The organism is Blastococcus xanthinilyticus (assembly GCF_008124835.1).
Classification (GTDB): domain Bacteria; phylum Actinomycetota; class Actinomycetes; order Mycobacteriales; family Geodermatophilaceae; genus Blastococcus; species Blastococcus xanthinilyticus.
In genome coordinates this window covers 13,525-40,245 of the sequence record NZ_VNHW01000014.1, presented here as the reverse complement: position 1 = coordinate 40,245, position 26,721 = coordinate 13,525, and the positions used below count along the sequence as shown (strand labels likewise).

General features: G+C 74.2%; 22 protein-coding genes. 8 read left to right on the top strand and 14 right to left on the bottom strand.

The window, feature by feature from the left end; translation table 11 throughout:
- Positions 1 to 28 precede the first annotated feature (28 nt).
- The 6 genes from BD833_RS18555 to BD833_RS18530 all read right to left on the bottom strand — a co-directional run bounded on the left by BD833_RS18555 (position 29) and on the right by BD833_RS18530 (position 6,284).
- Complete coding sequence (locus BD833_RS18555) at positions 29 to 643, bottom strand: hypothetical protein (protein ID WP_166534636.1); 615 nt, start codon at positions 641 to 643, stop codon at positions 29 to 31.
- Positions 644 to 742: 99 nt separating this feature from the next.
- Complete coding sequence (locus BD833_RS18550; RefSeq protein WP_166534635.1) at positions 743 to 2,248, bottom strand: tripartite tricarboxylate transporter permease; 1,506 nt, start codon at positions 2,246 to 2,248, stop codon at positions 743 to 745.
- Positions 2,249 to 2,255: 7 nt separating this feature from the next.
- Positions 2,256 to 2,711, bottom strand: a complete 456-nt coding sequence (locus BD833_RS18545) for a tripartite tricarboxylate transporter TctB family protein (protein WP_243737797.1) — start codon at positions 2,709 to 2,711, stop codon at positions 2,256 to 2,258.
- Positions 2,712 to 2,796: 85 nt separating this feature from the next.
- Complete coding sequence (locus BD833_RS18540) at positions 2,797 to 3,867, bottom strand: tripartite tricarboxylate transporter substrate-binding protein (RefSeq protein ID WP_166534633.1); 1,071 nt, start codon at positions 3,865 to 3,867, stop codon at positions 2,797 to 2,799.
- A gap of 117 nt (positions 3,868 to 3,984) precedes the next feature.
- Positions 3,985 to 4,653, bottom strand: coding sequence for a response regulator (locus BD833_RS18535; protein WP_166534632.1), 669 nt, complete (start codon positions 4,651 to 4,653; stop codon positions 3,985 to 3,987).
- A complete protein-coding gene (locus tag BD833_RS18530) occupies positions 4,650 to 6,284 on the bottom strand; it encodes a sensor histidine kinase (RefSeq protein ID WP_208092760.1) in 1,635 nt (544 codons plus the stop codon). Before BD833_RS18530 ends, BD833_RS18535 begins: the two co-directional genes overlap by 4 nt.
- A gap of 64 nt (positions 6,285 to 6,348) precedes the next feature.
- On the opposite strand from BD833_RS18530, the gene BD833_RS18525 reads away from it, so the two are divergent.
- Positions 6,349 to 7,596 carry a mandelate racemase/muconate lactonizing enzyme family protein gene (locus tag BD833_RS18525; protein WP_208092759.1) on the top strand — a complete coding sequence of 416 codons (1,248 nt, stop codon included), beginning with the start codon at positions 6,349 to 6,351 and terminating at the stop codon, positions 7,594 to 7,596.
- Positions 7,597 to 7,609: 13 nt separating this feature from the next.
- Here the strand turns inward: BD833_RS18525 and BD833_RS18520 are convergent, their stop codons facing one another.
- From BD833_RS18520 to BD833_RS18505, 4 genes are read right to left on the bottom strand one after another with little or no spacing between them, the layout of a single operon-like run.
- On the bottom strand, positions 7,610 to 8,008 hold the full coding sequence (locus BD833_RS18520) for a tautomerase family protein (protein ID WP_166534631.1): 399 nt from the start codon (positions 8,006 to 8,008) through the stop codon (positions 7,610 to 7,612).
- Positions 8,009 to 8,036: 28 nt separating this feature from the next.
- Positions 8,037 to 9,704, bottom strand: coding sequence for an alpha-amylase family protein (locus BD833_RS18515; RefSeq protein ID WP_166534630.1), 1,668 nt, complete (start codon positions 9,702 to 9,704; stop codon positions 8,037 to 8,039).
- Positions 9,701 to 10,693, bottom strand: coding sequence for a TIGR03885 family FMN-dependent LLM class oxidoreductase (locus BD833_RS18510; RefSeq protein ID WP_166534629.1), 993 nt, complete (start codon positions 10,691 to 10,693; stop codon positions 9,701 to 9,703). Before BD833_RS18510 ends, BD833_RS18515 begins: the two co-directional genes overlap by 4 nt.
- Positions 10,694 to 10,751: 58 nt before the next feature.
- On the bottom strand, positions 10,752 to 13,409 hold the full coding sequence (locus BD833_RS18505) for a putative bifunctional diguanylate cyclase/phosphodiesterase (RefSeq protein WP_166534628.1): 2,658 nt from the start codon (positions 13,407 to 13,409) through the stop codon (positions 10,752 to 10,754).
- A 165-nt stretch (positions 13,410 to 13,574) separates the two neighbouring features.
- Here BD833_RS18505 and malQ point away from each other — a divergent pair, with 165 nt between their 5' ends.
- The gene (gene malQ, locus BD833_RS18500) at positions 13,575 to 15,404 is read left to right on the top strand and encodes a 4-alpha-glucanotransferase (protein ID WP_166534627.1); all 1,830 of its coding nucleotides are present in this window, start codon (positions 13,575 to 13,577) and stop codon (positions 15,402 to 15,404) included.
- Positions 15,405 to 15,474: 70 nt separating this feature from the next.
- On the opposite strand, the gene BD833_RS18495 is transcribed toward malQ, so the two are convergent.
- Positions 15,475 to 18,414, bottom strand: a complete 2,940-nt coding sequence (locus tag BD833_RS18495; RefSeq protein WP_243737789.1) for an ExeM/NucH family extracellular endonuclease — start codon at positions 18,412 to 18,414, stop codon at positions 15,475 to 15,477.
- Positions 18,415 to 18,610: 196 nt separating this feature from the next.
- Between BD833_RS18495 and BD833_RS18490 the strand changes: the two genes are divergently transcribed.
- The 5 genes from BD833_RS18490 to BD833_RS18470 all read left to right on the top strand — a co-directional run bounded on the left by BD833_RS18490 (position 18,611) and on the right by BD833_RS18470 (position 22,394).
- Positions 18,611 to 20,398, top strand: coding sequence for a bifunctional metallophosphatase/5'-nucleotidase (locus BD833_RS18490; RefSeq protein ID WP_166534626.1), 1,788 nt, complete (start codon positions 18,611 to 18,613; stop codon positions 20,396 to 20,398).
- Positions 20,399 to 20,518: 120 nt separating this feature from the next.
- Positions 20,519 to 20,845, top strand: a complete 327-nt coding sequence (locus BD833_RS18485; RefSeq protein WP_166534625.1) for a hypothetical protein — start codon at positions 20,519 to 20,521, stop codon at positions 20,843 to 20,845.
- Positions 20,846 to 20,924: 79 nt separating this feature from the next.
- Positions 20,925 to 21,125 carry a hypothetical protein gene (locus BD833_RS18480; protein WP_166534624.1) on the top strand — a complete coding sequence of 67 codons (201 nt, stop codon included), beginning with the start codon at positions 20,925 to 20,927 and terminating at the stop codon, positions 21,123 to 21,125.
- 4 nt (positions 21,126 to 21,129) lie between these two features.
- Positions 21,130 to 21,600 carry a hypothetical protein gene (locus BD833_RS18475; protein WP_166534623.1) on the top strand — a complete coding sequence of 157 codons (471 nt, stop codon included), beginning with the start codon at positions 21,130 to 21,132 and terminating at the stop codon, positions 21,598 to 21,600.
- A complete protein-coding gene (locus BD833_RS18470) occupies positions 21,588 to 22,394 on the top strand; it encodes a DUF998 domain-containing protein (RefSeq protein WP_243737788.1) in 807 nt (268 codons plus the stop codon). The genes BD833_RS18475 and BD833_RS18470 overlap by 13 nt, the downstream gene beginning before the upstream one ends.
- Before the next feature lie 13 nt (positions 22,395 to 22,407).
- On the opposite strand, the gene BD833_RS18465 is transcribed toward BD833_RS18470, so the two are convergent.
- The gene (locus BD833_RS18465; RefSeq protein ID WP_243737787.1) at positions 22,408 to 23,322 is read right to left on the bottom strand and encodes a DMT family transporter; all 915 of its coding nucleotides are present in this window, start codon (positions 23,320 to 23,322) and stop codon (positions 22,408 to 22,410) included.
- A 103-nt stretch (positions 23,323 to 23,425) separates the two neighbouring features.
- Positions 23,426 to 24,172, bottom strand: a complete 747-nt coding sequence (locus BD833_RS18460; protein WP_166534620.1) for an SDR family oxidoreductase — start codon at positions 24,170 to 24,172, stop codon at positions 23,426 to 23,428.
- Positions 24,173 to 24,244: 72 nt separating this feature from the next.
- Here BD833_RS18460 and BD833_RS18455 point away from each other — a divergent pair, with 72 nt between their 5' ends.
- Positions 24,245 to 25,789 carry a UDP-N-acetylglucosamine 1-carboxyvinyltransferase gene (locus BD833_RS18455; protein ID WP_208092758.1) on the top strand — a complete coding sequence of 515 codons (1,545 nt, stop codon included), beginning with the start codon at positions 24,245 to 24,247 and terminating at the stop codon, positions 25,787 to 25,789.
- A 106-nt stretch (positions 25,790 to 25,895) separates the two neighbouring features.
- Here the strand turns inward: BD833_RS18455 and BD833_RS18450 are convergent, their stop codons facing one another.
- Complete coding sequence (locus tag BD833_RS18450) at positions 25,896 to 26,654, bottom strand: SDR family NAD(P)-dependent oxidoreductase (protein WP_166534619.1); 759 nt, start codon at positions 26,652 to 26,654, stop codon at positions 25,896 to 25,898.
- Positions 26,655 to 26,721 lie beyond the last annotated feature (67 nt).

Below are 26,721 nucleotides of genomic sequence, written 5' to 3'. Positions count from 1 at the left end.
CCCCGGGGAGACCCCGGGGCCCGGCGGATCAGCGGCTGACGTAGGCCGCCAGGAAGAACACGAACCCGCTGGCCAGCAGCAGCAGCCGCCCCGGGGTGAGGCCGTTGAGCAGCCCGGCGGTGACCTCGACGTAGGCCGGCCGGATCACGGCGTCCCGGGCGCGCTGGCGCATCATCCGCACCTCGTCGGCGAGCAGGATCCCCGCGCTGCCGAGCATCCCGAGGCCCAGCACCAGGAAGACCATGGCCAGCCGGTCGGCGAAGCCCTCCGCGGTCCCGGCGAGCACCAGGACGGCGATCAGGCCGAGCGCCAGGCCCAGCAGCCCGCCGGCGACCGGCGCCCAGGGGCCCATGACCGTCAGCGGCCCACGGCGCGGCATGCGCGGGCGCGGCCGGACGCTCACCGGCGAGGTCGCGTGCATGCCGGGGACGACGTCGCCCTCGGCGGCCGCGTCCGGGCCACCGGCCTGCGGCTCCTCGGCCGGTGCGGCGGCCGGCTGCTGAGCGGCCGGGGCGGCCGGCTCCGCGGCCGGCTGCCCGGCTGCCGCCGGCGGTGCCGCCTCGGGGGCGGGAGCCGGCGGCCGGACCACCGGGATCTCCGCGGTGTTCGTCCCGACGGCCGTGCTTCCGTTGCGTTCACTCATGACTCATCACCTCAGCGGCCACGCTAGGCGCACCCGTCGCACGCATCGGGGACGCCGCCCCGGTGGACCGGTCACGCATGGTGATGCCGCGCCGGGCGCCTAGGACTCCTCCTCGAACACGACGTCGCGCTTGCGGCGAATGGACGGGAGGACGGCCAGCACGAAGGCGCCGAAGGCGAGCAGCAGCAGCACCGCGGAGATCGGGCGGGTGACGAAGACGCTCGGGTCACCGTCGGAGATGATCAGCGAGCGGCGCAGGTACTCCTCCAGCAGCGGACCGAGCACGAAGCCCAGCAGCAGCGGCGCCGGCTCGTTCCCCAGCTTGATCAGCACGTAGCCCAGCACGCCGAAGAACGCGATCGCGTAGATGTCGTAGGCGTTCAGGCCGATCGAGTACGTCCCGATCGACGCGAACGCGATGATCGCCGGGAAGAGGAACCGGTACGGGATGGTCAGCATCTTCACCCACAGCCCGATCAGCGGCAGGTTCAGCAGCACCAGGAAGAAGTTGCCGATCCACATCGAGGCGATGAGGCCCCAGACCAGCTCCGGCTCCTCGTTGATGACGTTGGGGCCCGGCACGATCCCCTGGATGATGAAGGCGCCGAGCAGCAGCGCCATGATCGGGCTGACCGGCAGGCCCAGGGTCAGCAGCGGCACGAACTGGGTCTGGGCGGCCGCGTTGTTCGCCGACTCCGGGGCGGCCACGCCCTCGATGGCGCCCTTGCCGAACTCGTGCGAGTTCTTGGACACCCGCTTCTCCACGGAGTAGGAGACGAACGAGGCGAGCACGTGCCCCGCGCCCGGCAGCACGCCCAGCACCGTGCCGAGCCCCGTGCCCCGGAGCACGGGGCCGCGGATCCGGCGGAAGTCGGCCCTGGTGAGCCAGAGGTTCTTCACCTTCTGGACGGCGACGCTGCGGGTGATGTTGCCCTCGAGGTTGCGGAGGATCTCCGCGACGCCGAACAGCCCGACCGCCAGGGAGACGAAGTCCAGACCGCCGTACAGCTCGCGGAGGCCGAAGGTGAACCGCGGGGTGCCCGAGACGAGGTCCTGCCCCACCGTGCCCAGCAGCAGCCCGAGCACGATCATCGCCAGCGCCTTGAGCACCGAGCCGCTCGCCAGCGCGATGGAGGCGATGAGCCCCAGCACCACCAGCGAGAAGTACTCCGCCGGGCCGAACAGCAGCGCCGCCTCCGAGATCGGCACCGCGAACAGGGCCAGGGCGAGGGTGCCGACCGTGCCGGCGAAGAACGACCCCAGCGCGGCGGTGGCCAGGGCCGGCCCGGCGCGCCCCTGCCTGGCCATCTGGTGCCCGTCGATGGCGGTCACCGCCGCCGACGACTCACCGGGCAGGTTGATCAGGATCGCGGTCGTCGACCCGCCGTACTGGGCGCCGTAGTAGATGCCCGCGAGCATGATCAGCGAGGTGACCGGATCGAACCCGAAGGTGATCGGCAGCAGCAGGGCGATCGTCGCCGTCGGACCGATGCCCGGCAGCACGCCCACCGCGGTGCCGAGCGCCACGCCGATGAAGGCGAAGAGCAGGTTGATCGGCGTGAACGCCGTCTCGAACCCGAGGCCGATGTTCTGCAGGATCTCCATCGGCCGGTCAGCCCTCCAGCCAGGGGCCGACGTAGGGCAGGCGGAGCTGCAGCGCGATGACGAAGATCAGGATGCTCAGGGCCGTCAGGGACACCGCGATCACCGCGGACGGGATCACGCGGGCGTTGCGCCCCGCCATCGCCGTCAGGAACACCGTCACCAGCAGCGAGGGCACCAGGCCCAGGCCGCGCACGGTGTAGCCGAAGAAGAGCAGGGCGGCCACGATCAGCGCGCCGGCCTTCCACGGCACCGGCCCGAGGTCGTCGCCCTCGCCGGCGACGAACGCCTTGACCGCGATGGCGATGCCGAGCAGCACCAGCAGGCTGCCCAGCACGAGGGGGAAGTAGCCCGGCCCCATGCGCAGGGCGCTGCCGACCTCGTAGGTGCTGGCGGTGATGGCGAACGCCAGCCCGAAGCCGACGAACACCGCGCCCGCGAGCAGGTCCTTGCGCGCACCGTGCATCTTCACAAGCAGGTCCTCACGGGTCGAGGAGGACGGTGGGGCGGCCGGCGCGCCGCCCCACCGTCATCGGTGGTCGGTCCGCTGGTCAGTCCGCCGCGACGCCGGCCTCCTCGATGATCGGCTGCCAGAGCTCGATCTGGTCCTCGAGGAGCTGGCGGTGCGCTTCCGGGGTGGCCTCCTCCTGGCTGAACGGAGCGGCGCCGAGCTCACCGAGCTGGCTGACCACGTTCTCGTCCTCGAGGGACGCGAGGATCGCGGCGGAGAGCTTCTCGCGGATGCCCTCCGGCGTCCCGGTCGGGACGTAGAAGCCGTGCCAGACGCCGACCTGGAGCTCCTCGAGCCCGGCCTCCTCCGTGGTCGGCAGATCGGGGAGGGTCTCGACCCGCTCGGGCGTGGTGACGGCGTAGGCCTTGATCTGCCCGCCCTGGATCTGCCCGGTGGTGTTGGTCGTCTGGTCGCACATCAGGTCCACCTCGCCGGCGACCAGGTCCTGGAGCGCCGGGCCGGTGCCCTCGTAGGGCACCTCGGTGAGCTCCACCCCGAGCGCCTCCTGCAGCAGCAGCCCGCACAGGTGCGACGCGGCGCCGATGCCGGCGTTGGCCAGGGTGATGTCGGCCGCGTTCTGCTCGACGTACTCGACCAGCTCCTCCATGGTCTGCGGCTCGAAGTCGTTCCGCGCGACGATCGTCATCGGCACCTGGGTGACCAGGCCCAGCGGCTCGAAGTCCTCGAGCGGCGCATAGGGCAGGTCCGGGTACAGCGACGGCGCGGTGGACATGCCGATGTGGTGCATCAGCACCGTGTAGCCGTCGGGGTTGGCCGCGGCGACCTCACCGGCGGCGATGGTGCCGCCGGCGCCCTCGACGTTCTGGACGACGACGGTGCCGCCGAGTTCCTCGGCGATCGGCTCGGCGACCAGGCGGGTCACCGTGTCGGTCGGCCCTCCGGCCGAGAACGGCACGACGAAGGTGATGTCGTCCTCCGGGAAGGCCTCGGCGGCCGCCGGGTCCTCCTCGCCGCCACCACCGCCCCCGCCGCCGCAGGCGGCGAGGACCAGGGAGGCGGCGGCGAGGCCGGCCAGGCGGGAGCTCCGGCCGAGGGCGTGCCGAGCCGAGCGTGGGCGCGCGACGACGGTGTCACGGTGGTGCAGGGACATGGATCGAACCCTTCGGGGATCGCGGACCGGCTCCGGACGGGCACACCCTGCACCACCAGATGTGATGTGGACCATATTTCGTCCATTCTGGTCACGGGGCCCACGGCCCGGCCCACGTCACCGCCAGCGGTACTCCGTCTCCGGCCGGCCGGCGCCGCCGTAGCGCGGCGTGCGCGTGGCCAGGCCGGTCTCGGCCAGGTACTCGAGGTACCGGCGGGCGGTGATCCGGGAGGTGCCCGTCCCGGCGGCGGTCTCGGCGGCGGACAGCCCCTCGCCCCTGCGCAGGGCGGCCACCACGGCGTCGAGGGTCTGCGGGTGCATGCCCTTCGGCAGGGTGGCCTGCCGCTGGGGGCGCGGCCCTTCCAGCGCCCGGTCGACGTCCTCCTGCCCGGTCGCGTCGCCGTCCGCGGAGAGCCGGTCGCGGTAGTCGGCGTAGGCGACCAGCCGGTCGTGCAGCGCCGCGTAGGTGAAGGGCTTGAGCAGGTAGCCGACCACCCCGAGGGCAGCGGCGGCACGGACGGTCGACAGCTCCCGGGCCGAGGTGACGGCGAGGACGTCGACGTCGACGCGGGCCGACCGGATCCGTCGGCACAGCTCGACGCCGTGCGTGTCGGGGAGGTGCATGTCCAGCAGCACGAGGTCCACCGGCGTGCGCGCCAGCGCGTCCAGCGCCCGCGCCCCGGTGGCGGCCACGGCCGCGGTGCAGAAACCCGGCGTGCGGTCGACGTAGGTGCGGTGCGCCTCGGCGGCGACCGGCTCGTCCTCGACCACCAGCACCCGGATCACGGGACGGCCGCCACGACGGTGCGGACCGGCAGCGACACGGCGAACTGCGCCCCCGGGCCCGGGCGCACGGCGACCGAGCCGCCGTTGCGCCGGACCGCCTGGGCGACGAGCGCCAGCCCGAGACCCCGGCCGGCACCAGCGGAGGGCACCTCGCCGGCGTCCTTCGTCGTCCACCCCCGGTCGAACACCCGCGGCACCTGCTGCTCGGTCAGGCCGGGGCCGCTGTCCTCCACCCGGATCTCGAGCCGGTCGCCGTCCACCCAGGCGGCGAACTGCACCTCGCGCGGCGGAGCGCCGGCGAGCGCGGCGTCGATGGCGTTGTCGAGCAGGTTGCCCACGATCGTCACCAGCTCGCCGCTGGGGATGCCGGTGGCCGAGACGGCGGTGCCCGGGTCGATCTCCAGCCGCACGCCCCGCTCGTGGGCGGTGGCCGACTTGCCCAGCAGCAGCGCGGCGAGCACCGGCTCCTCCACCGCGTCGACCACGCGGTCGGTCAGCCGCTGGGCCGAGGCGAGCTCGGCGGTGGCGAACTCCACGGCGTCCTGCCCCCGGCCGAGCTCGATCAGCGACACCGTGGTGTGCAGCCGGTTGCCGGCCTCGTGCGCCTGGGCCCGCAGCGACTCGGCGAACGCGCGCACGCTGTCCAGCTCGCCGGTGAGCGCCTGCAGCTCGGTGTGGTCGCGCAGGGTCACCACGACGCCGGCCGAGCTCCCCTCCGCATGCGCGTGCACCTGGTTGACCACCAGCACCCGGCCGCCGCTCACGTGCACCTCGTCGACGGTCTGCCGCTGCCGGCACAGCGTCTCGGCGAGGTCCGCGGACAGCCCCAGCTCGCCGACGTGCCGGCCGGTCGGGTCGACGTCGAGGGAGAGCAGGCGGCGGGCCTCGTCGTTGACCAGCTGCACCCGCTGCTCCCCGTCGACGAGCATCAGCCCCTCGCGCACCGCGTGCAGGACGGCCTCGTAGTAGTCGAGCATCCGGGCGAGGACGGGGGCGCCCAGCCCGCGGGTCTGCCGCCGCAGCCGCCGGCTGATCAGCCAGCTGCCCGTGCTGCCCACCGCCAGGGTGACCAGGCCGACGCCGACGATGCCGGGCAGCGACCGGGCCAGGTCCACCCCGATCGCGTCCAGGGTGATCCCCGCCGAGACCAGCCCGACCACCTCGCCGTCCCGGCCGACGATCGGCCCCGTCGCCCGCACCGACGGGCCCAGCGTGCCGGTGTAGGTCTCGGTGAAGGTCCGGCCGGCCAGCGCCGGCTCGATCGTGCCGATGAACGAGCGGCCGATCTGCGCGGGATCGGGGTGGGTGAAGCGCGTCCGGTCGGGGGCGAACACGGTGATGAACGACGTCCCGGTCTCCCGGCGCACCGCCTCCACGTACGGCTGCAGCACCTCGGTCGGCCGAGGGCCGGTCACCGCCTCGGCGACCAGCGGCGAGGTGGTGAGCGCGGCGACGATGGCGGTCGCCTGCACCTCGGCGTCGTGCTGCGCCGTGCGGTGGGCGTTGACGTAGGCGACGGCCGTCGCCGTGAGCACGATGACGGCGACGACCAGACCTTGGAGGAGCAGCAGCTGGCGCGCCAGGCTGGTCGGCCTGGAGCGGCGCCGCAGCGGGAACCCGGGCCTGCGCACGCGGCCAGTGTGCCCGCCCCGGAGGTGACGTGAGTCACCCAGGCGCGCCGGGTCCGGGAACGAAATGAACGAATCCCCCGGCGCCGTCGGGGCAGGCCGCATCGTGGACACCGCCGTCGTCAGAGAGGCCGGGCCCGTGCGCATCGTCGACATCCGCGAGAAGACCGTCCCCATCCAGGCGGACATGTCCAACGCCTTCATCAACTTCTCGAAGATGACCGTCAGCGTCCTGGCGCTCGTCACCGACGAGGTCCGCGACGGCGAACCGGTGATCGGGTACGGCTTCAACTCCAACGGGCGGTACGCCCAGGGCGGCCTGCTGCGCGAGCGGATCATCCCCCGGGTGCTGGCGGCCGAGCCGGCCGGCCTGATCGGTGCGCACGGCGACCTGGACCCGGAGCTGATCTGGCGGGCCGCCATGACCGACGAGAAGCCCGGCGGCCACGGCGACCGCGGGGTCGCCATGGGGATCCTCGACATGGCCGCCTGGGACCTCGCCGCCAAACTCGCCGGCGTCCCGCTCAACCGGCTGCTCAGCGAGCGCGCCCGCGACCCGCGCACGCCGGCCACCCCCGCGGAGCGGGTCTGGGTCTACGCCGCCGGCGGCTACTACTACCCCGGGCGCGGGATCGATGCCCTGCAGGCGGAGATGCGCGGCTACCTGGACCTGGGCTACCGCACGGTGAAGATGAAGATCGGCGGCGCCCCGCTGGCGGAGGACCTGCGGCGCATCGAGGCCGTGCTGGACGTGCTGCCGGACGGCTGCGACCTCGCGGTGGACGCCAACGGGCGCTTCGACCTCGAGCAGGCGCTGGCCTACGCCGACGCGCTGCGCGCGTACCCGCTGCGCTGGTACGAGGAGGCCGGCGACCCGCTGGACTTCGAGGAGCTGCGCGCGCTGGCGGAGCGCTACCCGGGCCCGCTGGCGACCGGCGAGAACCTGATGTCCTTCCAGGAGGCCCGGAACCTCGTCCGCTACGGCGGGCTCCGGCCCGACCGCGACATCCTGCAGATGGACCCGGCGCTGAGCTACGGCGCGACCGAGTTCCGGCGGACCGTGACGATGCTGTTCGACTCCGGCTGGAACCCCGACCGCTGCGTGCCGCACGGGGGGCACCAGTTCAACCTCTCCCTCGCCTCGGCCTTCCACCTGCACGGCTGCGAGTCCTACCCCGGCATCTTCGAGCCCTTCGGCGGGTTCGCCGACGGGTACCCGATCGAGGACGGCCACGTGCGGCTGCCGGACGCACCCGGCATCGGCCTGGAGCAGAAGGCGTCCCTCGGCCCGGTCCTCCGCGACGTCCTGGCCTGACGTCCGGGGGCGGTCAGGCGGTCGCCCCGCCGCCGGGCGCCCAGTCGGGGGCGAACCCGCCCAGCTGCGGGTGGAACATCTCGTCACCGCTGTGCTGGGTGAACTCCACCTTGAGGCGGCCCTCCTCGAGCCCGCAGGCCCGGGCGCACACCTCGACGATCCCGCGGGCCAGCCGTTCCCGAGTCGCCACCGGCCGCCCGGCGCGCACGTCGCACATCACCAGCGCCGCCGGCTCGGGCTCGCCCGAACCGCACCGCCACACCCCGCCGGGCCCGAGGTCGTGGATCGCGACGGTGATCAGCTCGGGCCGGACCTGCATCACCTCCGCGTAGACCGCGCCGAGCTCGCGGGCGAGGGCCCGCTTGGCGCCGGCGTCCAGGCGGAGCGGCAGGTCCAGCTGCAACGACGGCACGAGATCTCCCGGATCGGGTCTGCTGGTCTCAGGGCAGCCGGCGGCTGCCCTCCCGCACCGCGCGCAGCCAGCGGTGGCCGTAGCCCTCCAGCGCCACCTCGACCGAGCCGTCGTCGGCCACCGGGCAGGCGCCGTCCTGCAGCAGGTCGTGCAGCACGGCCCCGCCGAGGTCGGGCAGCCGCAGCGGCACCGACCGCGGCTCCGAGGCGAGGTTGTGCACGGCCACCAGCGTGCCGTCGTCCCAGACGCAGCAGTGCGCCAGCACCGCGTCGTGGGGCTGCTCGAGCACCGCGAAGCTGCCCCAGCCCAGCTCCGGCGACTCCCGGTAGCGGCGGATCAGCAACTTCATGAACGACAGCAGCGAGTCGGGGTCGCGCCGCTGGTCGGCGACGTTGACGAACTCGGGCGCGAAGCCGCCGTCCACGACCGGGCCGGGCAGGTCCTCGGGATCCGCGGTCGAGAAGCCACCGTTGCGCCCCGAGGTCCACTGCATCGGGGTCCGGACGGCGAGGCGTCCCTCGGCGTCGAGGTCCTCCCCCATCCCGATCTCCTCGCCGTAGAAGAGCACCGGGGTGCCCGGCAGCGAGAAGAGCAGGCTGTAGACCATCCGGATCCGGCGCGGATCGCCCTCCAGCATCGGCGGCAGCCGGCGCCGGAGGCCGCGGCCGTAGACCTGCATCCGCTCCTCGGGCCCGAACGCGGCGAAGACCTCGGCCCGCTCGTCGTCGCCGAGCTTGTCCAGGGTGAGCTCGTCGTGGTTGCGCACGAAGGTGGCCCACTGCGAGTCCGGGTGCAGCTCCGGACGCTGCCCCAGCGAGGCGGCCAGCGGCCCGGCGTCGGCGCGGGCGAGCGAGAGGTAGAGGGCCTGCATGCCGTTGAAGTCGAACTGCATGGTCAGCTCGTCGCCCTCGGCGCCCCCGAAGAACTCCAGCTGCTGCTCGAACGGCAGGTTCACCTCGCCGAGCAGGACGCCGTCGCCGACGCGGCGGCCCAGGAACGAGCGCAGCGAGCGGAGGTACTCGTGCGGCTCGGGCAGCGCCTCGTCGGCGCCCGGCTGGGTCTCGAGGAAGAACGGCACCGCGTCCACGCGGAAGCCCGACAGCCCGAGCTGCAGCCAGAAGCCCATCAGCTTGGCGACCTCGTCGCGCACCCGCGGGTTGGCCACGTTGAGGTCGGGCTGCTCCTTGTAGAAGCGGTGCAGGTACCACTGCCCGGTCGGCTCGTTGAACGTCCAGATGCTGTCCTCCTGGTCGGGGAAGACGACCTGCTCGGAGGTGTCCGGCGGCTCGTCGTCGCGCCACACGTAGAAGTCGTGGAACGGCGACTCCCGGCTCGCCCTCGCCGACTCGAACCAGGGGTGCTGGACCGACGTGTGGTTGACCACCAGGTCGGCGATGACGCGCATCCCCCGGTCGTTCGCCGTGCGGATCACCTCGACCAGGTCGCCGAGGCTGCCCAGCCGCGGGTCGACGGCGTAGAAGTCGGTGATGTCGTAGCCGTCGTCGCGCTCGCAGGTCGGGTAGAAGGGCATCAGCCACAGGCAGGTGACGCCGAGGTCGGCGAGGTGGTCGATCCGCTGCGCGAGCCCGGGGAAGTCGCCGACGCCGTCGCCGTCCCAGTCCAGGTAGGTCTCGACGTCGAGGCAGTAGACGACCGCGTTCTTCCACCACAGGTCGGCGGTGTCGGTGATCCTCACCGGTCCACCGCCACGGCCGGCGCCGGCGCCGTGACGCCGAGCTGGGGCAGCACGCGCTCGCCGAAGGCGTCCAGGAACGGGCGCTGCTCGACACCGACGTGGTGCAGGTAGATGTGCTCGAACCCCAGGTCGAGGTACTCCTGGAGCCAGGCGGTGTGCTGGCCCAGGTCGGCCGACACCCGCACCGCGCCGGTCACGCCCTCCGGGGTCACGTGCGCGCTGGCCTGCTCGAAGGCCTCCGGGCTGTCGAGGTCCCAGCACAGTGGGGGCGGGAAGACGTTGCTGCGCCACTGGTCGTGCGCGATCGCCAGCGCCCGGTCCGGGTCGGGGTCCCAGGAGACGTGCACCTGCAGCGCCAGGGTCCCCCGCCCCCCGGCGTCCCGGTAGGCAACGATCATCTCGCGCAGCTTGTCGTGCGGCTGGTTGATCGTCACCAGGCCGTCGGCCCAGGCGGCGCCGTTCCGGGCGGTGGCCACGCTCACCGCCGGGGCGATGAGCGCCGGCTGGCGCTCGGGCAGCGTGTAGACCTTGGCGCGGTCCACGGTGACCAGCCCGTCGTGGCTGACCTCCTCGCCGGCCAGCAGGGCGCGGATGACCGCCACGCACTCGAGCAGCCGGGCGTCGCGCACGTCCTTGCGCGGCCACTTGTCGCCGGTGACGTGCTCGTTCATGGCCTCGCCGCTGCCGAGCGCCACCCAGAACCGCCCCGGGAACATCGCCCCGAGGGTGGCGATGGCCTGCGCCACGATCACCGGGTGGTAGCGCTGGCCGGGCGCGTTCACGGCACCGAACGGCAGCGACGTCGTCGCCATCGCCGCGCCCAGCCAGGACCAGGCGAACCCCGACTCCCCCTGCCGGGGGTTCCAGGGGGTGAGGTGGTCCGAGCACATCGCCGCGGTGAAGCCCACCTCCTCGGCGTGCCGGACGGCGTCCAGCAGCGCCGCAGGGTGCACCTGCTCGTGGGAGTTGTGGAATCCGATCACCGGCATGGCGTCTGCCTACCGGAGCCGGCGCCGCCCGGCCAGGCGGACCGGGCAGGACCGCAGCTCAGGCGGGGGTGCCCTCACCCGACGGCGCCGGGACGGTGCGGCCGAGCAGGAGCAGCTCGGCGTCGGTGGCCGACAGCGGCGCGGCGAACAGGTACCCCTGCGCGAACTCGCACCGGGCGTCGCGCAGGAGGTCCCGCTGGCGCTCGTCCTCGACGCCCTCCGCCACGATCTCCAGGTCCAGGGTGCGGCCGAGCTCGACCAGCCCGCGCACGATCGGGGGCAGCTCGGCGCCGTCGATGGTGGCGATGAACGACCGGTCGATCTTGAGCACGTCGACGGTGAACTGCCGCAGGTAGCTCAGCGACGAGTAGCCGGTGCCGAAGTCGTCAAGCGCCAGGCGCACGCCCAGGGCCCGCAGCGCGGCGAGCTGCTCCGCCGCCCCCTCGGGATCGCGCACCAGGGCCGTCTCGGTCACCTCGAGCACGAGCGCCCCGGCGGGCAGCCCGCTGGACGCCAGCGCCCCGGCGATCTGCCGGACCAGGTCCGGCGAGGCCAGCTGCACCGCCGACACGTTGACCGCCATGGTCAGCCCGGCCCCGGGGTACCGGCTGCGCCAGCCCGCGGCGGCCGAGCACGCCTCGCGCAGCACCCAGGCGCCGATCTCGCCGATCAGGTCGAGGTCCTCGGCGACCGGGATGAAGCGGTCGGGCGGGATGGGGCCGAGCACCGGGGAGTGCCAGCGCAGCAGCGCCTCGAACCCGACCACCCGGCCGTCGGCGAGGTCGACGACGGGATGGTAGACCAGCCGCAGCTCGTCCCCGGCCAGCGCACCCTGCAGCTCCGCCTCCAGCGCCCGCCGCTCCACGACCGCCGCCCGCATCGCCGGGTCGAACACGGCCACCCGCCCGCGGCCGGAGGTCTTCGCCGCGTACATGGCGATGTCCGCGTCGCGCACCAGCGAGTCGCCGGTCGCGTCCGCGTCGCTGACCGCGATGCCCACGCTGCCGGAGACGGTCACCGACTGGCGGCCGATCCGCACCGGCCGGCGCAGCTCGGCGAGCATCCGGTCGCCGGCCGCGGTCACCTCGGCGACGTCGTCGACCTGCTCCAGCAGAACGGCGAACTCGTCACCGCCCAGCCGGGCCAGCGTGTCGCCGGCCCGGACCGTGGTGGCCAGCCGGCGCGCCACCTGCTGCAGGAGGAGGTCGCCGGCCTGGTGGCCGAGGCTGTCGTTGACGGCCTTGAAGCCGTCGAGATCGATGTAGACGACGGCGGCGGTGTCGCCGTGCCGCGCGTTGTGCCGGAGCGCCTGCTCGACGCGCTCGGCGAACAGGGCGCGGTTGGCCAGGCCGGTGAGGCCGTCGTGGAAGGCCTGGTGGGCCAGGCTCTGCTCGGCCCGCTTCCGCTCGGTGATGTCGGTGGCGTGGATCACCACTCCCCCGACGTCCGGGTCGGCGGACAGGTCGACCAGCCGGACGCCCACCCACAGCTCCTGCCCCCGCCAGCGCCGGGGCAGCTCGGCGCTCACGACCGCTCCCCCGGCGGCCACGGCCTCGGCGAAGACCGCGCGCGCCGCTTGCGGATCGAGCCCGGCGCCGCGCACCAGCTCGCCCTCGGCGGGGTCGGCGGACAGCTCCACGCCCAGCAGCGTCGCCAGCGGCGTCGGGTCGCCGAGCAGCCGGCCCGACCGGTCGATCACCAGCACCGCGTCGGAGGAGTGCGCGGCCAGGGCCGCGTTGCGCCGCGCCTGCGCGCGGACCAGCTCCCGGGCCTCCGCCTCGGCCCGGAGCAGCCGCGCCGTGCGGAGGAAGACCAGCAGCACCAGGACGGAGGTGGCGCCGAACAGCGACAGCGGGGTCTGCTCCCGGCCGGTCAGGTCGTGCACCAGGTCGAGCGCGCCCGGGACGAGCAGCGCCCCGAGGCACACGGCCAGCCGGGCCCGGCCGGCCTGCTCCCGCACCCCGGTCGCTGCCGCGTCGCGGTGCGCCCACGGACGGGCGGCCACGGCGAGCAGGCCGGCCCCGAGCATCCACCCGGTCGACAGCAGCGACGGGACGACCTCCGGATCCGGGGCGAACATGTAGGCGAGGTCCGAGGCCAGCCAGCAGGCGGCTCCCGCGGCGACGACGAGGGCGGCGGGGTCCCGGCGCCGGCTGCCCGACATCACCCGGAACACCAGGGCGATCAGGGCGGCGTCCAGGGCCGGGTAGAGCGCCCAGACCAGCCGCACGCCCAGCGGCTGCGAGGTGTCGGCGAGGGTCTCGGCCACCGTGATGTCCCACATGACCGCCAGCACGGCGACGAAGACGATGACCGCGTCGATCCACCCGTCGAAGCGGCCCCGGGCGGTCTGCCCGCGGCTGCCGGCCATGCGGGTGAGGGCCGCGGCGAGAGCGACGTAGGCGCCGAGGTAGGCGACGTCGGCGACGGAGACGTCCACGTCGGCGCCGCTCCGGACCAGCACCTCCCAGACCACGTCACCGACCGCGGACGCCGTGAGCCCGACCGCGATGAGCAGGCGGGCGGGCCGGGCCGGCCCGGTGCGGATGCCCGCCCAGGCGAGAGCCGCGGCACCGGCGACGACGAGGACGTAGAGCACCTGGGCGAACGCGGTGCCGTCGGCCGCCACGTGCGCGCCCACGAGGACGGCGACGCCGAGCAACCAGCACGCGGCCCGCCGCAGCCGGGCCGATCGTCGCGCGGGCTCCTCGCCCATCACTACCGCCTCCGTCCGTGGTCCCCGCATCTTCGGCAGCCGGCGCCCGTTCCCCGACCCCCCGGGCCGGCGCGCCGCCCCGTTGGGGTGAGCCGGGTGCCGGAGGAGACCGGCGCCACGCCCGCCCGACCTGCGGGCACCCCCGACCCCGGCGAGGATCGCGGGGTGACGACGACGCCGACGACCGACGACTGGGGAATCGATGCGAGCTGGCTGGATGCGCTCGACGAGGAGCACCAGGTGGCCCAGGGGACGATCGACACGCTGCGGGAGGTCATCGGCGAGCCCCCCGCCGACCTGGACGACCGGGCGCCGATCGTCGCCCGCCCCGGCGACGCCCTGGAGATCGACGAGGCCGACGTCGTCTGCGAGGACGGCGAGGTCCGGCACATCGACGGGGAGCTGCCCGCCGACTTCCCGCTCGGCTACCACTGGCTCCAGTCCCCGGAGGGCCACCGCCGGCGGCTGATCGTCTCCCCCGGCCGCTGCTGGCTGCCGGAGGGCCGCGCCTGGGGGTGGGCGGTGCAGCTCTACGCCACCCGCGGCCGGGACAGCTGGGGCATCGGCGACCTCGGCGACCTGCGCACCGTCCGCCGCATGGCCGCCGACCAGGGCGCCGGGTTCGTGCTGATCAACCCGCTGCACGCGGTGGCGCCGATCGCGCAGCAGGAGGCCAGCCCCTACCTGCCGGCCACCCGCCGGTTCCGCAACCCCATCTACCTGCGGGTCGACGAGGTGCCCGGCGCCGACACCGTCGACCTCGAGGCCGACGCCGGCCGGGCGCTGTCCGACGGTCCGCTCATCGACCGCGACGCGATCTGGGCGCGCAAGCGCGACGTGCTCATGCGGATCTTCTTCGCCCACGGCGGCGGGGAGGCGTTCGCCCGCTGGCGCGGGGAGCAGGGGCAGACCCTGCAGGACTGGGCCACCTGGGCGGCGATCGCCGAGGAGCACGGGGCCGACTGGCACACCTGGCCGGAGGAGCTGCGCCGCCCCGACGGCCCGGGCGTCACCGCCTACGCCGAGCAGCACGGTGCGGTCGTCGCCTTCCACGCCTGGCTGCAGTGGGCGCTGGAGCTGCAGTTCACCGCCGCCACCGACGGCATGACGGTCATCCAGGACCTGCCGATCGGCTTCGCCGGCGGGGGCGCCGACGCGTGGACCTGGCAGCAGGTGCTGGCCGACGGCGTCAGCGTCGGCGCCCCGCCGGACGCGTTCAACTCCGCCGGCCAGGACTGGGGCTCCCCGCCGCTGATCCCCTGGCGGCTGCGGGACGCCGACTACGAGCCGTTCATCCAGTCGATCCGCGCCACCATGGCCGGTGCCGGGGGCCTGCGGATCGACCACGTGATGGGTCTGTTCCGGCTGTGGTGGGTGCCCGCGGACGGTAGCGCCGCCGACGGGGCGTACGTGCGCTATCCGGCGGAGGACCTGCTCAACATCGTCGCGCTGGAGAGCTCCCGCGCGCAGGCGCTGGTGGTCGGCGAGGACCTGGGCACGGTCGAGGACGGCGTCCGCGAGGCCATGGCCGAGCACGGGGTGCTCTCCTACCGGCTGCTCTGGTTCGAGGACGACGACCCGAGGGAGTGGCCGGCCGAGGCGATGGCGGCGATCACCACCCACGACCTGCCGACCGTGGCCGGGCTCTGGACCGAGGCCGACGTGGACGAGCAGCGGGAGTACGGGACGGGCACCGACGAGGAGCTCGAGCGCGGCCGCAACTCGCTGCTGGCGCACCTGCCGGGGCTCTCCGACGACGCGACCGTCGAGCAGGCGGTGGAGCAGGCGCACGCGCTGCTGGCGACCGCTCCCTCGCTGCTGCTCTCGGCCACCCTCGACGACGCGCTCGGCGAGCAGCGCCGGCCCAACATGCCCGGTGCGGGCGACCGGCCGAACTGGTCGCTGCCGCTGCCCGTCCCCGTCGAGGACCTGGCGGGCCACCCCCTGCTGCAGACCGTCGCGCGCACCCTCGCCGAGGGCATCGACAGCGACTGACCCCCACGACGCGACCGGCGCGGCACCTCGTCGAGGTGCCGCGCCGGCGCGCGTTCAGGGAGCGGTCAGGTCACGAGTCGGCGCCCTCCTGCTCCTCGGTACCCCGGCCCCTGCCCTGCTCGAGGACGTCGGTGCCCGAGCCGCCGATGAGCGTGTCGCCGCCGTTGTTCCCGCGCAGCGTGTCGTCGCCGGCGCCGCCGAGCAGGGTGTCGTCCCCGTTGTCGCCGTCGATGACGTCGTTCCCGTCGCCGCCGCAGACGACGTCCTCGCCGTTGCGGCCGGTGATGGTGTCGTCGCCGCCCAGGCCCATGATCACGTCGCGGCCGTTCGTGCCGCGCAGCACGTCGTCGCCGTCGGTGCCGACGATGGTCGGCTCGAGGCCCTGGCACAGCTGCGGGGCGACCGCCGTCGCGGCGTACTCCTCGACCTGGTTCAGGCTCCGGCGGGTGCCGGACGCGTCGGTGTAGACCACGTTGACGTAGACCTTGGACGCCGCGACCGAGGTCTTCCCCGACGGGACCAGGACGTAGCTGCGCTCACCCGGGGCGAGGGTGATCGGCTGCCCGGCCGGGAAGTCGGCGGTCGCGTTGAACTTGATCGTCAGCGGGACGTTGCCGGTGTTCTCGGCGAACTGGGCCAGGAACACCTCGCCGTTGATCACCTGCGCCTTGACGTTGCTGTTGATCCCGGGCGTGACGACCTGCTCCTCCTCCTGCAGGTCGATGCCGAGCAGCAGCGGGTCGTGGTCGCTGGAGCGGTAGGGGTTCGCCGCGTACAGCTCCGGGTCACCGGAGTACTGGTAGGCGAAGGACTCCACCGAGTTGATGTTCCAGTGCACCAGGTCGGTGACCTTCGCCGTCAGCTCCTCGGTGGCCAGCGCGTGGTCCAGCGAGCCGGACAGCGCGTCGAACACGTAGCTGTACGAGCCCCCGTCGAACCGCTCGCCGAGGTCGGTGTAGCCCTCTCCGCGGAGCACCTCGATCGGGTCCTCCTGGGTGTAGGCGTTGAAGTCACCCATCAGCACCACGTCCGGGTCGCCGGTTGATGCCTCCAGCTGCTCGGCGAAGACCGCCAGCGACTGCGCCTGCCGCACCCGGTCGCCGTTGAAGTTGCCCTGCCCGGTGTCGGCGTTGTCGCCGCTCCCGCTGCCACCCTTGGACTTGAAGTGGTTGGCGACCACCGTGAAGTCGTCGCCCTCGGCGGTGAAGGTCTGGGCGATCGGCTCACGGGCGTTGGACCACACCGACTCGTCGACCAGGCCGACCGACTCCCCGACCGGCGTGACGGCGGCAGGCTGGTAGATGATCGCGTTGCGGATGACGTCGCGGTCGACGTCGTACAGCTCCTCCGGGAACGGCACGAACGCCCACTTCTCGGCGCCCGCCGCGGTGTTCAGCCGACGCACCAGGTCGGCCAGTGCGGTGTCGGCGTTGCCCGGGGTGTAGCCGGTGGAGTCGGTGTCCTCGATCTCCATCAGCGTCACCACGTCGGCGTCCAGGGCGTTGATCGCCGGCACGATCTTGCCGGCCTGCTCCTCGAGCTCGGCCTGGTTCGGCGCGCCGCGGCCGACCCCGCCGAAGGTGAGGAAGTAGTTGAGCACGTTGAACGCGCCGAGCTGGACGTCGCCACCGACCTCGCCCGGCTCGGCCGGGCGGGTGTTCTGCGGGGCGAAGACGCCGTCGGCGGTGCCGTCGGCCGGCTGCAGCCGCCACGCGTCGAACCCGTAGCCGAGCACCAGGGGCTCGGTGAAGGTGAGCTCGTCGCCGACCCGGACCGGGGTCGTCGGCGACAGGTACGGGGCGGTGGTCACGCTGACCCGGCTGCTGAGCGCGTCGTCGAGGACGATCCGGCGCAGCGCGTTCTCCGCCGCGATCTCCTCGGCCTCGGGGGTGCCGGGCCGGGCCAGCTCGGTGGGCTGCACCAGCAGGCCGTCCTCGGAGAGGGTGAGCTCGCCGTAGCTGGTGAGGGCGTAGACCTCGCTGACGGTGAGGGTGTCGGCCGGGGTGACGCGCATGCCCTCGAGGCGCTCGCGGGCGGCGTCGTCGTCAGGCAGGTCCAGCGGGGTCGCCGCCGGCAGGTCCGCGGCGGTGCCGTCGGCGCAGACGCCCGCGTTCACGCCGGCGCTGATCTGGGTCTGCTCGAAGTACTCCTCGGCCGCGCCGGTCACCGCGACCGTGTCGCCCAGGTCGACCTCGACGTCGGAGAAGACGAACACGCCGTCGGAGGTGGCGGCCTCACCGTCGCCGTCGGCGTCCTGCAAGTAGAAGCCGGACAGCCCGGGGACGTCGCCGACGACGACGCCCTGCACGGTGACCGTGGAACCGGCGAGCGGGGTGGTCGCGCCGGCGCCCTGGACGTCGCCGATCTCGTGCGTCACCGGGGTCTCGCAGACCTCGCCGGCCGGCGGCGGGTCCACCGGCCCGGGGGCGGTGGAGTTCACCGTGCCCTTGGTGGCGGCGGCCGGACCGGACCAGACGAGCGCGTCGGTGGCGGCGTCGTAGCTGCGGGACAGCGACTGGCCCGCCGGCTCGCTGCCGGTCTCCGACACGCCGATGTCGGTGCTGGTCACGCCGGCGGCCGGGCCGCCGGTCGCGGTGAAGGCGCCCTCGTAGGAGAGGAACTCCAGCACCTCGGTGCCCCGGACCAGGGCGACCGCGTCCGGCGAACCGTTCTGGATGCCGTTCGACGGGTACTCGACGACCGCCACCGCCGGGGCGTCCGCGGGCGCGGTCACCACCGGGAGCGGGTCGGTGTCGTAGGTGGCGCCGTTGCCCCCGTTGTAGAGGACGACGGACAGCCCGGCCGAGCTGGTGCCCGCCGGGAGCTGCACCTCGACGAACTCACCGGCATCGGTGCCCGCGTTGTCGTAGTGGAGCTCGGAGATGAACGGGGCGGTGGGCGGCGCCGCGGAGGCGAAGGCGGGCAGGCCCACCACCGCCATGGAGGCGGCGAGGGTGCCGAGAGCAGTGCGACGCGCGAGGACGCGCGGCCTGCCGATGCGTACGAGCACGGAGGAGTCCTTCCGGACGGACGGGGAGACGCCGGAACGTTAATCCGACCGGGTGACACGTCGCACTACGGAAGGTGACGTGGACGTGACGGAACGGTCCGGCGTGGGATGTGTCACACATCGTCACCCCGTCACGCGCCGTTCACCTTCCGGTGTGACGCTCCCCGGGCAAGCTCCCCACCGACCCCGGAGCGTCATGTCTCTGAACCACCTGCGCCGCGGCACCGTCGTCGCGACCGTCGCCGCCGCCACCCTGGCCGGCGGCACCCTGACCGGGACCGCCGTCGCCCAGCCCGCCGCGGCCCCGGAGCCCGACTTCACCCTGACGCTGCTGCACGCCAACGACCTCGAGTCGGCCCTGCTGCCCACCACGACCGACGAGGGCGAGACCTACGGCGGCGCCGACCGCTTCGTCGAGCTGATCCGGCAGCAGCAGATCGCCGCCCTGACCGGCCCGCGCACCGACGGCATGGCGAAGAAGCGCGGCGTCGTCACCGTCTCGGCGGGCGACAACTTCCTGCCCGGGCCGCAGCTGGCGGCCAGCGAGGACTCGCGGCGTCCGATCTACGACGTCACGGCGTTCAACGCCGCCCGCTTCGACGTGTCGATCCCCGGCAACCACGACTTCGACCTCGGTCCGGAGTTCTTCGCCGAGTGGATCGGCCAGCTGCGCCCGCAGACCACTATCGTGTCGAGCAACCTCGGCTTCGAGGCCGAGCCGACGCTCCTCGCCCAGGTCGAGGACGGCACCATCGTCACCTCGCACGTGGTGCGCGAGCGCGGCGAGCAGATCGGCTTCATCGGGCTCACCACGCCCGACCTGGCCCGCCTGACCAGCTCCCGCGGCGTCACGATCGACCCCGACCTCGCCGAGATCGCCAACGCCCAGGCCGCCGCCTTCGCCGCCGCCGGCGTCGACAAGGTGGTGCTGGTCTCGCACCTGCAGGACATCGACAACGAGGTGGCCCTGGCCGCCGACCTCAGCGGCATCGACGTGATCATCGGTGGCGGCGGCCACGAGCTGCTCGCCGACGAGGGCGACCCGCTGGCGCCCGACGCGGGGACGGCGTACGGCTCGTACCCGCTGACCCCGACCGACGCCGACGGCGAGGTCGTCCCGGTCGTCACCACCAACGCGCTCTACAGCTACGTCGGCCGTCTGGTCGTGACGTTCGGCGCGGCCGGTGAGCTCGTCGAGGTGCACGACGACCTGTCCCGCCCGATCCCGGTCGTGGCCCAGGGCCCGGACGCCGTCGCGCCCAACCAGGGGGTGAACCGGCTCGTCGTCCAGCCGGTGCAGGAGTACGTCGCGGACCTCGCCGAGCAGGTCGTGGCCACCTCCGAGGTCGACCTCAACGGCATCCGCGACGACGTCCGGAGCCGGGAGACCAACCTCGGCAACCTCGCCACCGACGCCCTGCTGGCCGCCGGGCAGCGCGAGGCCGCATCCCTCGGCCTGACGCCCCCGGTCGTGGCCCTGCAGAACGGCGGCGGCATCCGCAACGCCGCCGTGATCCCGGCCGGTGACATCACGGCGCTGGACACCTACACGATCCTGCCGTTCGCCAACTTCGTCGGCGTCGCCCCGGCCATGCCGGTGGAGACCTTCGTCGCCGGCGTCGAGCGGGGCCTGTCGGGCCTGCCGGGCGCGGCCGGGCAGTTCGCCCAGGCGGCCGGGTACCGGGTCACCTACGACGTGACCCGGCCGGTCGGTTCCCGGGTCGTGGACCTGGTCCTGGACGACGGGACCGTCCTGGTGGAGGACGGCGCGCCGACCGGTGCGCTGGACACCATCTCGGTCGCCACGATCGACTTCCTGCTCCGCGGTGGTGACGGGTACCCGTTCGACGGCGTCGCCTTCACCGTCCTGCCGGTGACCTACCAGGAGGCCCTCGAGACCTATCTGGTCGAGGACCTCGGCGGCGTCGTGACGGCCGCCGACTACCCCCTCGGCGGCGAGGGGCGGATCACCCCCGCCTCCTGACCGGGAAGCCTGGACGGGCGCCCTCCGCGATCGCGGGGGGCGCCCGTTCGCGTCCCGCGGCCGGTGCGCCGTCGAACGCATGTTCGAGCCGCGTGCGAGACTTCTCCCGTGGCGGGCGGGATGAACCGGGGGCGAGGTGGCCGCTCCCTGGGCGAGCGGGCGGCGGAGTCCGGGGTCGTCCCCGAGGCCGCCCGCGCGGCACCGGCCGAGCCCCCCGTCCGCGGCCCCGTCGCGGGCTCCCCGGCGGCGCCCGAGGACGGCGGCGAGGGCCGGCACTGCTGGGTGCGTGATCCACCGGACTCCCCCGGCACGTGGCCGGGCCTGCTCGTGGAGTGGCGCCAGCGGAGCGGCGCCTGGCAGGGGCGGGTCGCGTACACGGTCAGCGGCCCGCACGGGCCGGCGCTCGTCGAGGCCTGGCTGCCCGCCGCCCGGCTGGAGCCCAGGTGATCATCCTCCCGGTTAGGCCGGGGGGCGGGCGGCTATGGCTCCTCCCGACCGCATGCCGATCGATCCGGAGGACGCCACGATGACCGAGCCCCACGACCGCCCCACCCTCGACGACGTCATGGACACCCAGGAGTCCGCGCCGCGCGACCGGCAGGAGCACGCGAAGGACCCCCACCTCAGCGACGAGGCGCTGGAGCACCGCACCGAGCAGGAGCGCCAGGCGGTGGGCTCCGACGACGCCGACCCGGCCGGCGCCGACGTCCACTCGGCCACCGACTGACCCCGTGGCACCCGGGCGGCGCACCCCCGGCGCCACTGCGCGCCTGGGTGCCGGGGACGTCGCCTGCTGGGTGGTCAAGACGTCCGTGCCGCCGGCCGAGCTCGCCCCGGGCTGGGCCCCCGGCCAGGAGCGGCTCGTGGACCGGTGCCTGCACCCCTCCTACCGCCTCGCGCTGATGTCGGGCGGGCAACCCTGCCTCCTGTGGCTGAGCGGCCGGCGGCACCCGGGCGTGCACGCGGTCGGAGTGCTCGCCGGGAGCCCGGTCGACGGCCCGGGCGGCGCCACCGCGGCCCTGCGCCTGGCCCTGCTCGAGGAGCCGGTCGGGCGAGGCGAGCTGCTGGCCGACCCCGCGTTCGCGTCGGCCGAGGTGATCCGCATGCCGGCGGGCAGCAACCCGTCGTGGCTGACGGCCGGCCAGTTCGCCGCCGTCCTGGCCCGGCTGCCGCACCCCCGCCTGGGACGATGGGTCCCGTGACGTCGACCCGCCTCCGCTGGGGTGCTCTGACCTGGCTGCTCACCCTCCAGTTCTTCGTCGCCGAGGCCGTCGCCGAGGCCCGCTACGCCGGCGCCTACTCCCGGGTGGACGACGTGATCAGCGCGCTGGGGGCGAGCGACTCCCCGGCCCGGCAGCTGATGAACGCCTCGTTCGTGGTGCAGGCCGCGCTCTTCGTCGGCGGGGCCCTGCTGCTGCGCCCGGCGCTGCGCGGTGGCGCGGCGCGGGTCGTGCCGGTGCTGCTCGGCGCCGCGGCGCTCGGGGTCCTGCTGGTCGGCGTCTTCCCCACCGACGGCAACGGGTCGCTGCACGCCGTCGGCGCCGTGCTCTACCTGGTCGGGGGCGGGCTGGGCCTGGTCGCGCTGGCCTACGCCGTCCGGCCGCACTCGGAGACGCTGGGCACGATCGTGGTGCTGCTGGGCATGCTGGCGATCGCGACGACGATCTTCTTCCTGACCGGCGTCACCGGATTCCTCGGGGAGGGCGGGACCGAGCGCGCGGCGGCCTATCCCCTGCCGCTCGGGCTGGCGCTGACCGGGGTCGTCCTGTGGTGGACCGACCGGCGTGGCGAGGAGAGCCCGGACGCGACGAGCCTGCGCGCCGAGCGCGCCCGCGAGCAGACCCGTCGTGCCGAGCAGGCACGGGCCCGCGACGCCGCACTCGAGTCGGCCGGCCGCCGGGACGCGGGGACCGCCGGCGGGACGACCCCCGGCGACACCGATCCCGACGACACCGATCCCGAGGACTACTGGGGCCCCTCCGGCCGGCGTGGCTGACCGGTCGTCCTGCTCAGGTCGCGGGGGCGCTCACCACCGCGGTCGGGGTGCGGACGCGACGCCGGGACACCGCGACGCCGGCCAGGCACACCACGCCCCCGGCCAGGGCCAGCGCCGGCGGGGTCTCACCCAGCAGGAGCCAGCCGAGCAGGATCACCAGGGGCGGGACGAGGTAGGTGGTGACGCCGAGCCGGCCGGCGTCCATCCGGGAGAGCGCGTACGCCCAGGTGCTGAACGCCAGGGCGGTGGGCACCACGCCGAGGTACACCAGCCCGGCGGCCGAGGCGGCCGGAGCGCGGCCCAGCTCGTCGGCCAGCGCCCATGCCCACGGCAGGCAGCACAGCGCACCGATGCCGCAGGCGATCGCGGTGACCTGCAGGCCCGGCAGCCGGCGCAGCAGCGGCTTCTGCGCCACGACGCCCACCGCGTAGGTCAGGGCGGCCACCAGGCACAGCAGCACCCCGACCGCGTCGGCGTCGGCGCCGCGGGTCGACGCCCCGATCAGCAGCACGCCGCCGAAGGCGACGGTGATGCCCACCACCAGCCACCTCGGGAACCCCTCGCCGAGCCAGAGCCCGGCGAACACCGCGATGAGGATGGGCCCCACGTTGACCAGCATCGCCGTCGTCCCGGCGTCGAGGTGCTGCTCGGCGGCGTTGAGCGCCACGTTGTAGACGGCGAACCACCCGACGCCGCACACCGCCAGCAACCGCCAGTCGCGGGCCGCCGGCCGGACCCAGCCACGCCGGGCCACCAGCAGGCCGAGCACGAGGGTGCCGACGAGCAGCCGCCCGAGGGCCAGGGCGCCGGGTGAGATGTCCTCACCCACCGCCCGGATCGCAACGAACGCCGACGCCCACGCGAGCACGGTGACGACGACAGCGAGCAGGGTGCGCCCGCCCAGGGCCGGGACAGCGGGGGTGGACACGGGCCGGACCATAACCTTGGCCGCCGACGGTCCCCGGCGGTTTCCGGACATCGCATCCGCCGCGGCGGTCCTCCTCCGGAGATTGGCCGGAGCGCTGCGCTCCTCAGCCGCGCAGGTGCTCCGCCCACGTGCGCCGGCCGTGGTCGCCGCGGCGGGGCAGGGCGCCGCCCTCGCGCAGCGCCGCGCCGAGCCGCCCCGGCACGGGGGTGGGCACGACCCGCGCCGCCGGGGCGCGCACCGCCGCCCACGACCGGGCGAGATCCACCACGGAGAGCTCCTCAGGGCCGCTGAACTCCACCACCCCGCCGGTCGGCCCGGCCGTCACCCGGCCGGCGAGGTGCCCGGCGGCGTCGGCGACGTCCACGGGCCGCACCCGCCACCCGACGGGCACCGGCAGCAGCCGCCCGCGGCGGGCCGTGCCGAGCAGCTCGTCGACGAAGCCGTGGAACTGGGTGATCCGCACCAGGGTGACCGGCAGCCCGGAGGCCAGCAGCACCTGCTCGGCGGCGTACTTGGCCCGGTAGTAGCCCAGCGGGACGCGGTCGACCCCGACGATGGAGACGTGCACGAGGTGGGTGAGCCGGGAGCGGTCGACGGCCTCCACCAGCCGGCGGGTGCCGGCGACGTCGACCTCCCACGGGTCGCCGCGCGGGTCGCTGGCCGCGTGCACGACCACCTCCGCGCCGGCCAGCGCCGGGCGGAGGTCCCGGCCGGTGGCCAGATCGCCCCGCACCCCACCGGGCCCGGCGCCGCGGCGGGACATCTGCCGCACCCGGTGGCCCTCCTCCCCCAGGTGCGGGACCAGCACACGTCCGAGCCGGCCGGTTCCGCCGGTGACCACCACGTCCACCCGTGCAGTCTGGCGCGCGGCGGCCCCGCATGCCCTGCCGGCCTGATCTCACATGCGAGATAACGTGGCCCGGTGACCCTCCTCGACCCGCCCACCGACGCCGCCATGCACCGGATCGGGGCGCTGGTCCGTGACGCCCGCCGGCACCGCGGGCTCACCCAGCAGCAGCTCGCCGAGCGGCTGAACACCAGCCAGAGCGCCGTCGCCCGCATCGAGCAGGGCAGCCAGAACCTCACCCTGGAGTTCCTCGGCCGGCTGTCGGCCGCGCTGGACAGCGAGCTGATCAGCCTCGGCCCGGCCGGCCCCGCGCACCTGCGGGTCACCGGCGGCCGGCCGCTGCGCGGCCGGGTGGCGGTGAAGTCGTCGAAGAACGCCGCGGTCGCGCTGCTGTGCGCGGCGCTGCTCAACCGGGGCCGCACGACGCTGCGCAACGTGTCCCGGATCGTCGAGGTGGAGCGGATCCTCGACGTGCTGCGCTCCATCGGCGTCTCGGCGACCTGGGACGAGCACGGGCACGACCTCACCCTGCTCGTCCCCGAGCACCTCGACCTGGGCGGCATCGACGCCGACGCCGCCCGGCGCACCCGCAGCATCATCATGTTCCTGGGCCCGCTGCTGCACCGGGCCACCGAGTTCAAGCTCCCCTACGCCGGCGGCTGCGACCTCGGCACCCGCACCGTGCAGCCGCACATGATCGCCCTGCGCCCGTTCGGCCTGGCGGTCGAGGCGCACGCCGGGGAGTACCAGGCGACGGTGGCGGGCCCGGCGGCCGCCGACCGCACCATCGTGCTCACCGAGCGCGGGGACACCGTCACCGAGAACGCGCTGCTGGCGGCGGCCCGCACGGAGGGCACGACCACCATCCGCAACGCCAGCTCCAACTACATGGTGCAGGACCTCTGCCTGTACCTGCAGCTGCTCGGGGTCGACGTCGAGGGCCTGGGGTCGACCACCCTCGTGGTCCGCGGCCGCGCGGTGCTCGACGCCGACGTCGACTACACGATCAGCGAGGACCCGGTGGAGGCGATGAGCCTGCTCACCGCCGGCATCGTCACCGGCTCGGAGCTGACCGTGACCCGCGCGCCGGTGGAGTTCCTCGAGGTGGAGCTGGCGGTGCTCGCGGAGATGGGGCTGCGCTACGAGCTCTCGCCGGACTACCTGGCCGACAACGGGCACACCCGGCTGGCCGACATCACGATCCACCCCTCGGAGCTGCACGCGCCCATCGACAAGGTGCACCCGATGCCGTTCCCGGGCCTGAACATCGACAACCTGCCGTTCTTCGCCGTGATCGCCGCCCAGGCGTCCGGATCGACGCTGATCCACGACTGGGTCTACGACAACCGGGCGATCCACCTCTCCGACCTGACCCGCCTGAACGCCGACGTCCGGCTGCTGGACCCGCACCGGGTCCTGGTCACCGGGCCGACCCGCTGGTCCAGCGCCGAGGTCACCTGCCCGCCCGCACTGCGGCCGGCCGTCTGCATCCTGCTGGCGATGCTCGCCGCGAAGGGCACCTCGGTGCTGCGCAACGTCGACATCATCGCCCGCGGCTACGAGCAGCTCTACGAGCGGCTGGTCGAGATGGGCGCCGACATCGAGGTCTTCCGCGACTGAGTAGCCACCCCTGACGATCAGGTGACCTGATCATCAGGGGTCCTGGCTCACCATCGACAGTGAGCCAGGACCACCGCAGGTGAGCCAGGACGGGGGCCGATGCGGGTCAGCGCTCCTGGTCGGTGGGGCGGACGAGCACCTCGTTGACGGCGACGTGCGGCGGCTGGCTGGCCACGTAGACCACCGCGCGGGCGATGTCGTCGGCGTGCAGCGCCCGCATGCCGGCGTGCATCTTCTCCGAGGCCGCCTTCGCCTCGGGCTGGGTGATGTGCGACGTGAGCTCGGTGGTGACCGCACCGGGCTCGACGAGGGAGATCCGGACGCCGCGGCCGGTGACCTCCTGGCGCAGCGACTCGCTGAAGGCGTTCACCGCCCACTTGCTGGCGTTGTAGACGCCGGCGCCCTTGCGGGCCTGCCGGCCGGCGACGCTGGACATGTTCACGATGTCGCCCGAGCCCTGCTCGACCATCCCGTCGATGGCCGCGTGGGTCATGTACATGACGCCCATGACGTTGGTCTGGATCATCCGGCGCCAGTCCTCGGGGTCGGCGCCGGCGATCGTGCCCAGCAGCATCACGCCGGCGTTGTTCACCAGGACGTCGAGGCCGCCGAGCTCCTGCCGGGTGCGGGCGACGGCGCCGGCGCAGGCCTGCTCGTCGGTCACGTCCAACGGCAGCTGGAGCACCGCCGAGCCGGCGTCCCGGAGCCGCGCGGCGAGGGCGTCGAGCCGGTCGGTGCGCCGGGCCCCGATGGCGACGGCGGCCCCCGCGCCGGCCAGGGCGACGGCGGTCGCCTCCCCGATGCCCGACGACGCACCCGTCACCAGTGCGACCCTGCCGGCGAGCGGACGAGCGGCCTCGGTCATGCGGTACCTCCTCCGCGCCGCCGGGTGCGGCGCACCGCCCCACCCTCTCCTCCGCCGCGTGCCCCCG

Coding starts and splice junctions, on each gene's coding strand:
- BD833_RS18545 (WP_243737797.1), bottom strand. CDS start 2,711: ATGCACGGTGCGCGCAAGGACCTGCTCGCGGGCGCGGTGTTCGTCGGC.
- BD833_RS18450 (WP_166534619.1), bottom strand. CDS start 26,654: ATGACCGAGGCCGCTCGTCCGCTCGCCGGCAGGGTCGCACTGGTGACG.
- BD833_RS18485 (WP_166534625.1), top strand. CDS start 20,519: ATGAACCGGGGGCGAGGTGGCCGCTCCCTGGGCGAGCGGGCGGCGGAG.
- BD833_RS18505 (WP_166534628.1), bottom strand. CDS start 13,409: ATGGGCGAGGAGCCCGCGCGACGATCGGCCCGGCTGCGGCGGGCCGCG.
- BD833_RS18525 (WP_208092759.1), top strand. CDS start 6,349: ATGAACGAATCCCCCGGCGCCGTCGGGGCAGGCCGCATCGTGGACACC.
- BD833_RS18550 (WP_166534635.1), bottom strand. CDS start 2,248: ATGGAGATCCTGCAGAACATCGGCCTCGGGTTCGAGACGGCGTTCACG.
- BD833_RS18470 (WP_243737788.1), top strand. CDS start 21,588: ATGGGTCCCGTGACGTCGACCCGCCTCCGCTGGGGTGCTCTGACCTGG.
- BD833_RS18540 (WP_166534633.1), bottom strand. CDS start 3,867: ATGTCCCTGCACCACCGTGACACCGTCGTCGCGCGCCCACGCTCGGCT.
- BD833_RS18510 (WP_166534629.1), bottom strand. CDS start 10,693: ATGCCGGTGATCGGATTCCACAACTCCCACGAGCAGGTGCACCCTGCG.
- BD833_RS18555 (WP_166534636.1), bottom strand. CDS start 643: ATGAGTGAACGCAACGGAAGCACGGCCGTCGGGACGAACACCGCGGAG.
- BD833_RS18490 (WP_166534626.1), top strand. CDS start 18,611: ATGTCTCTGAACCACCTGCGCCGCGGCACCGTCGTCGCGACCGTCGCC.
- BD833_RS18480 (WP_166534624.1), top strand. CDS start 20,925: ATGACCGAGCCCCACGACCGCCCCACCCTCGACGACGTCATGGACACC.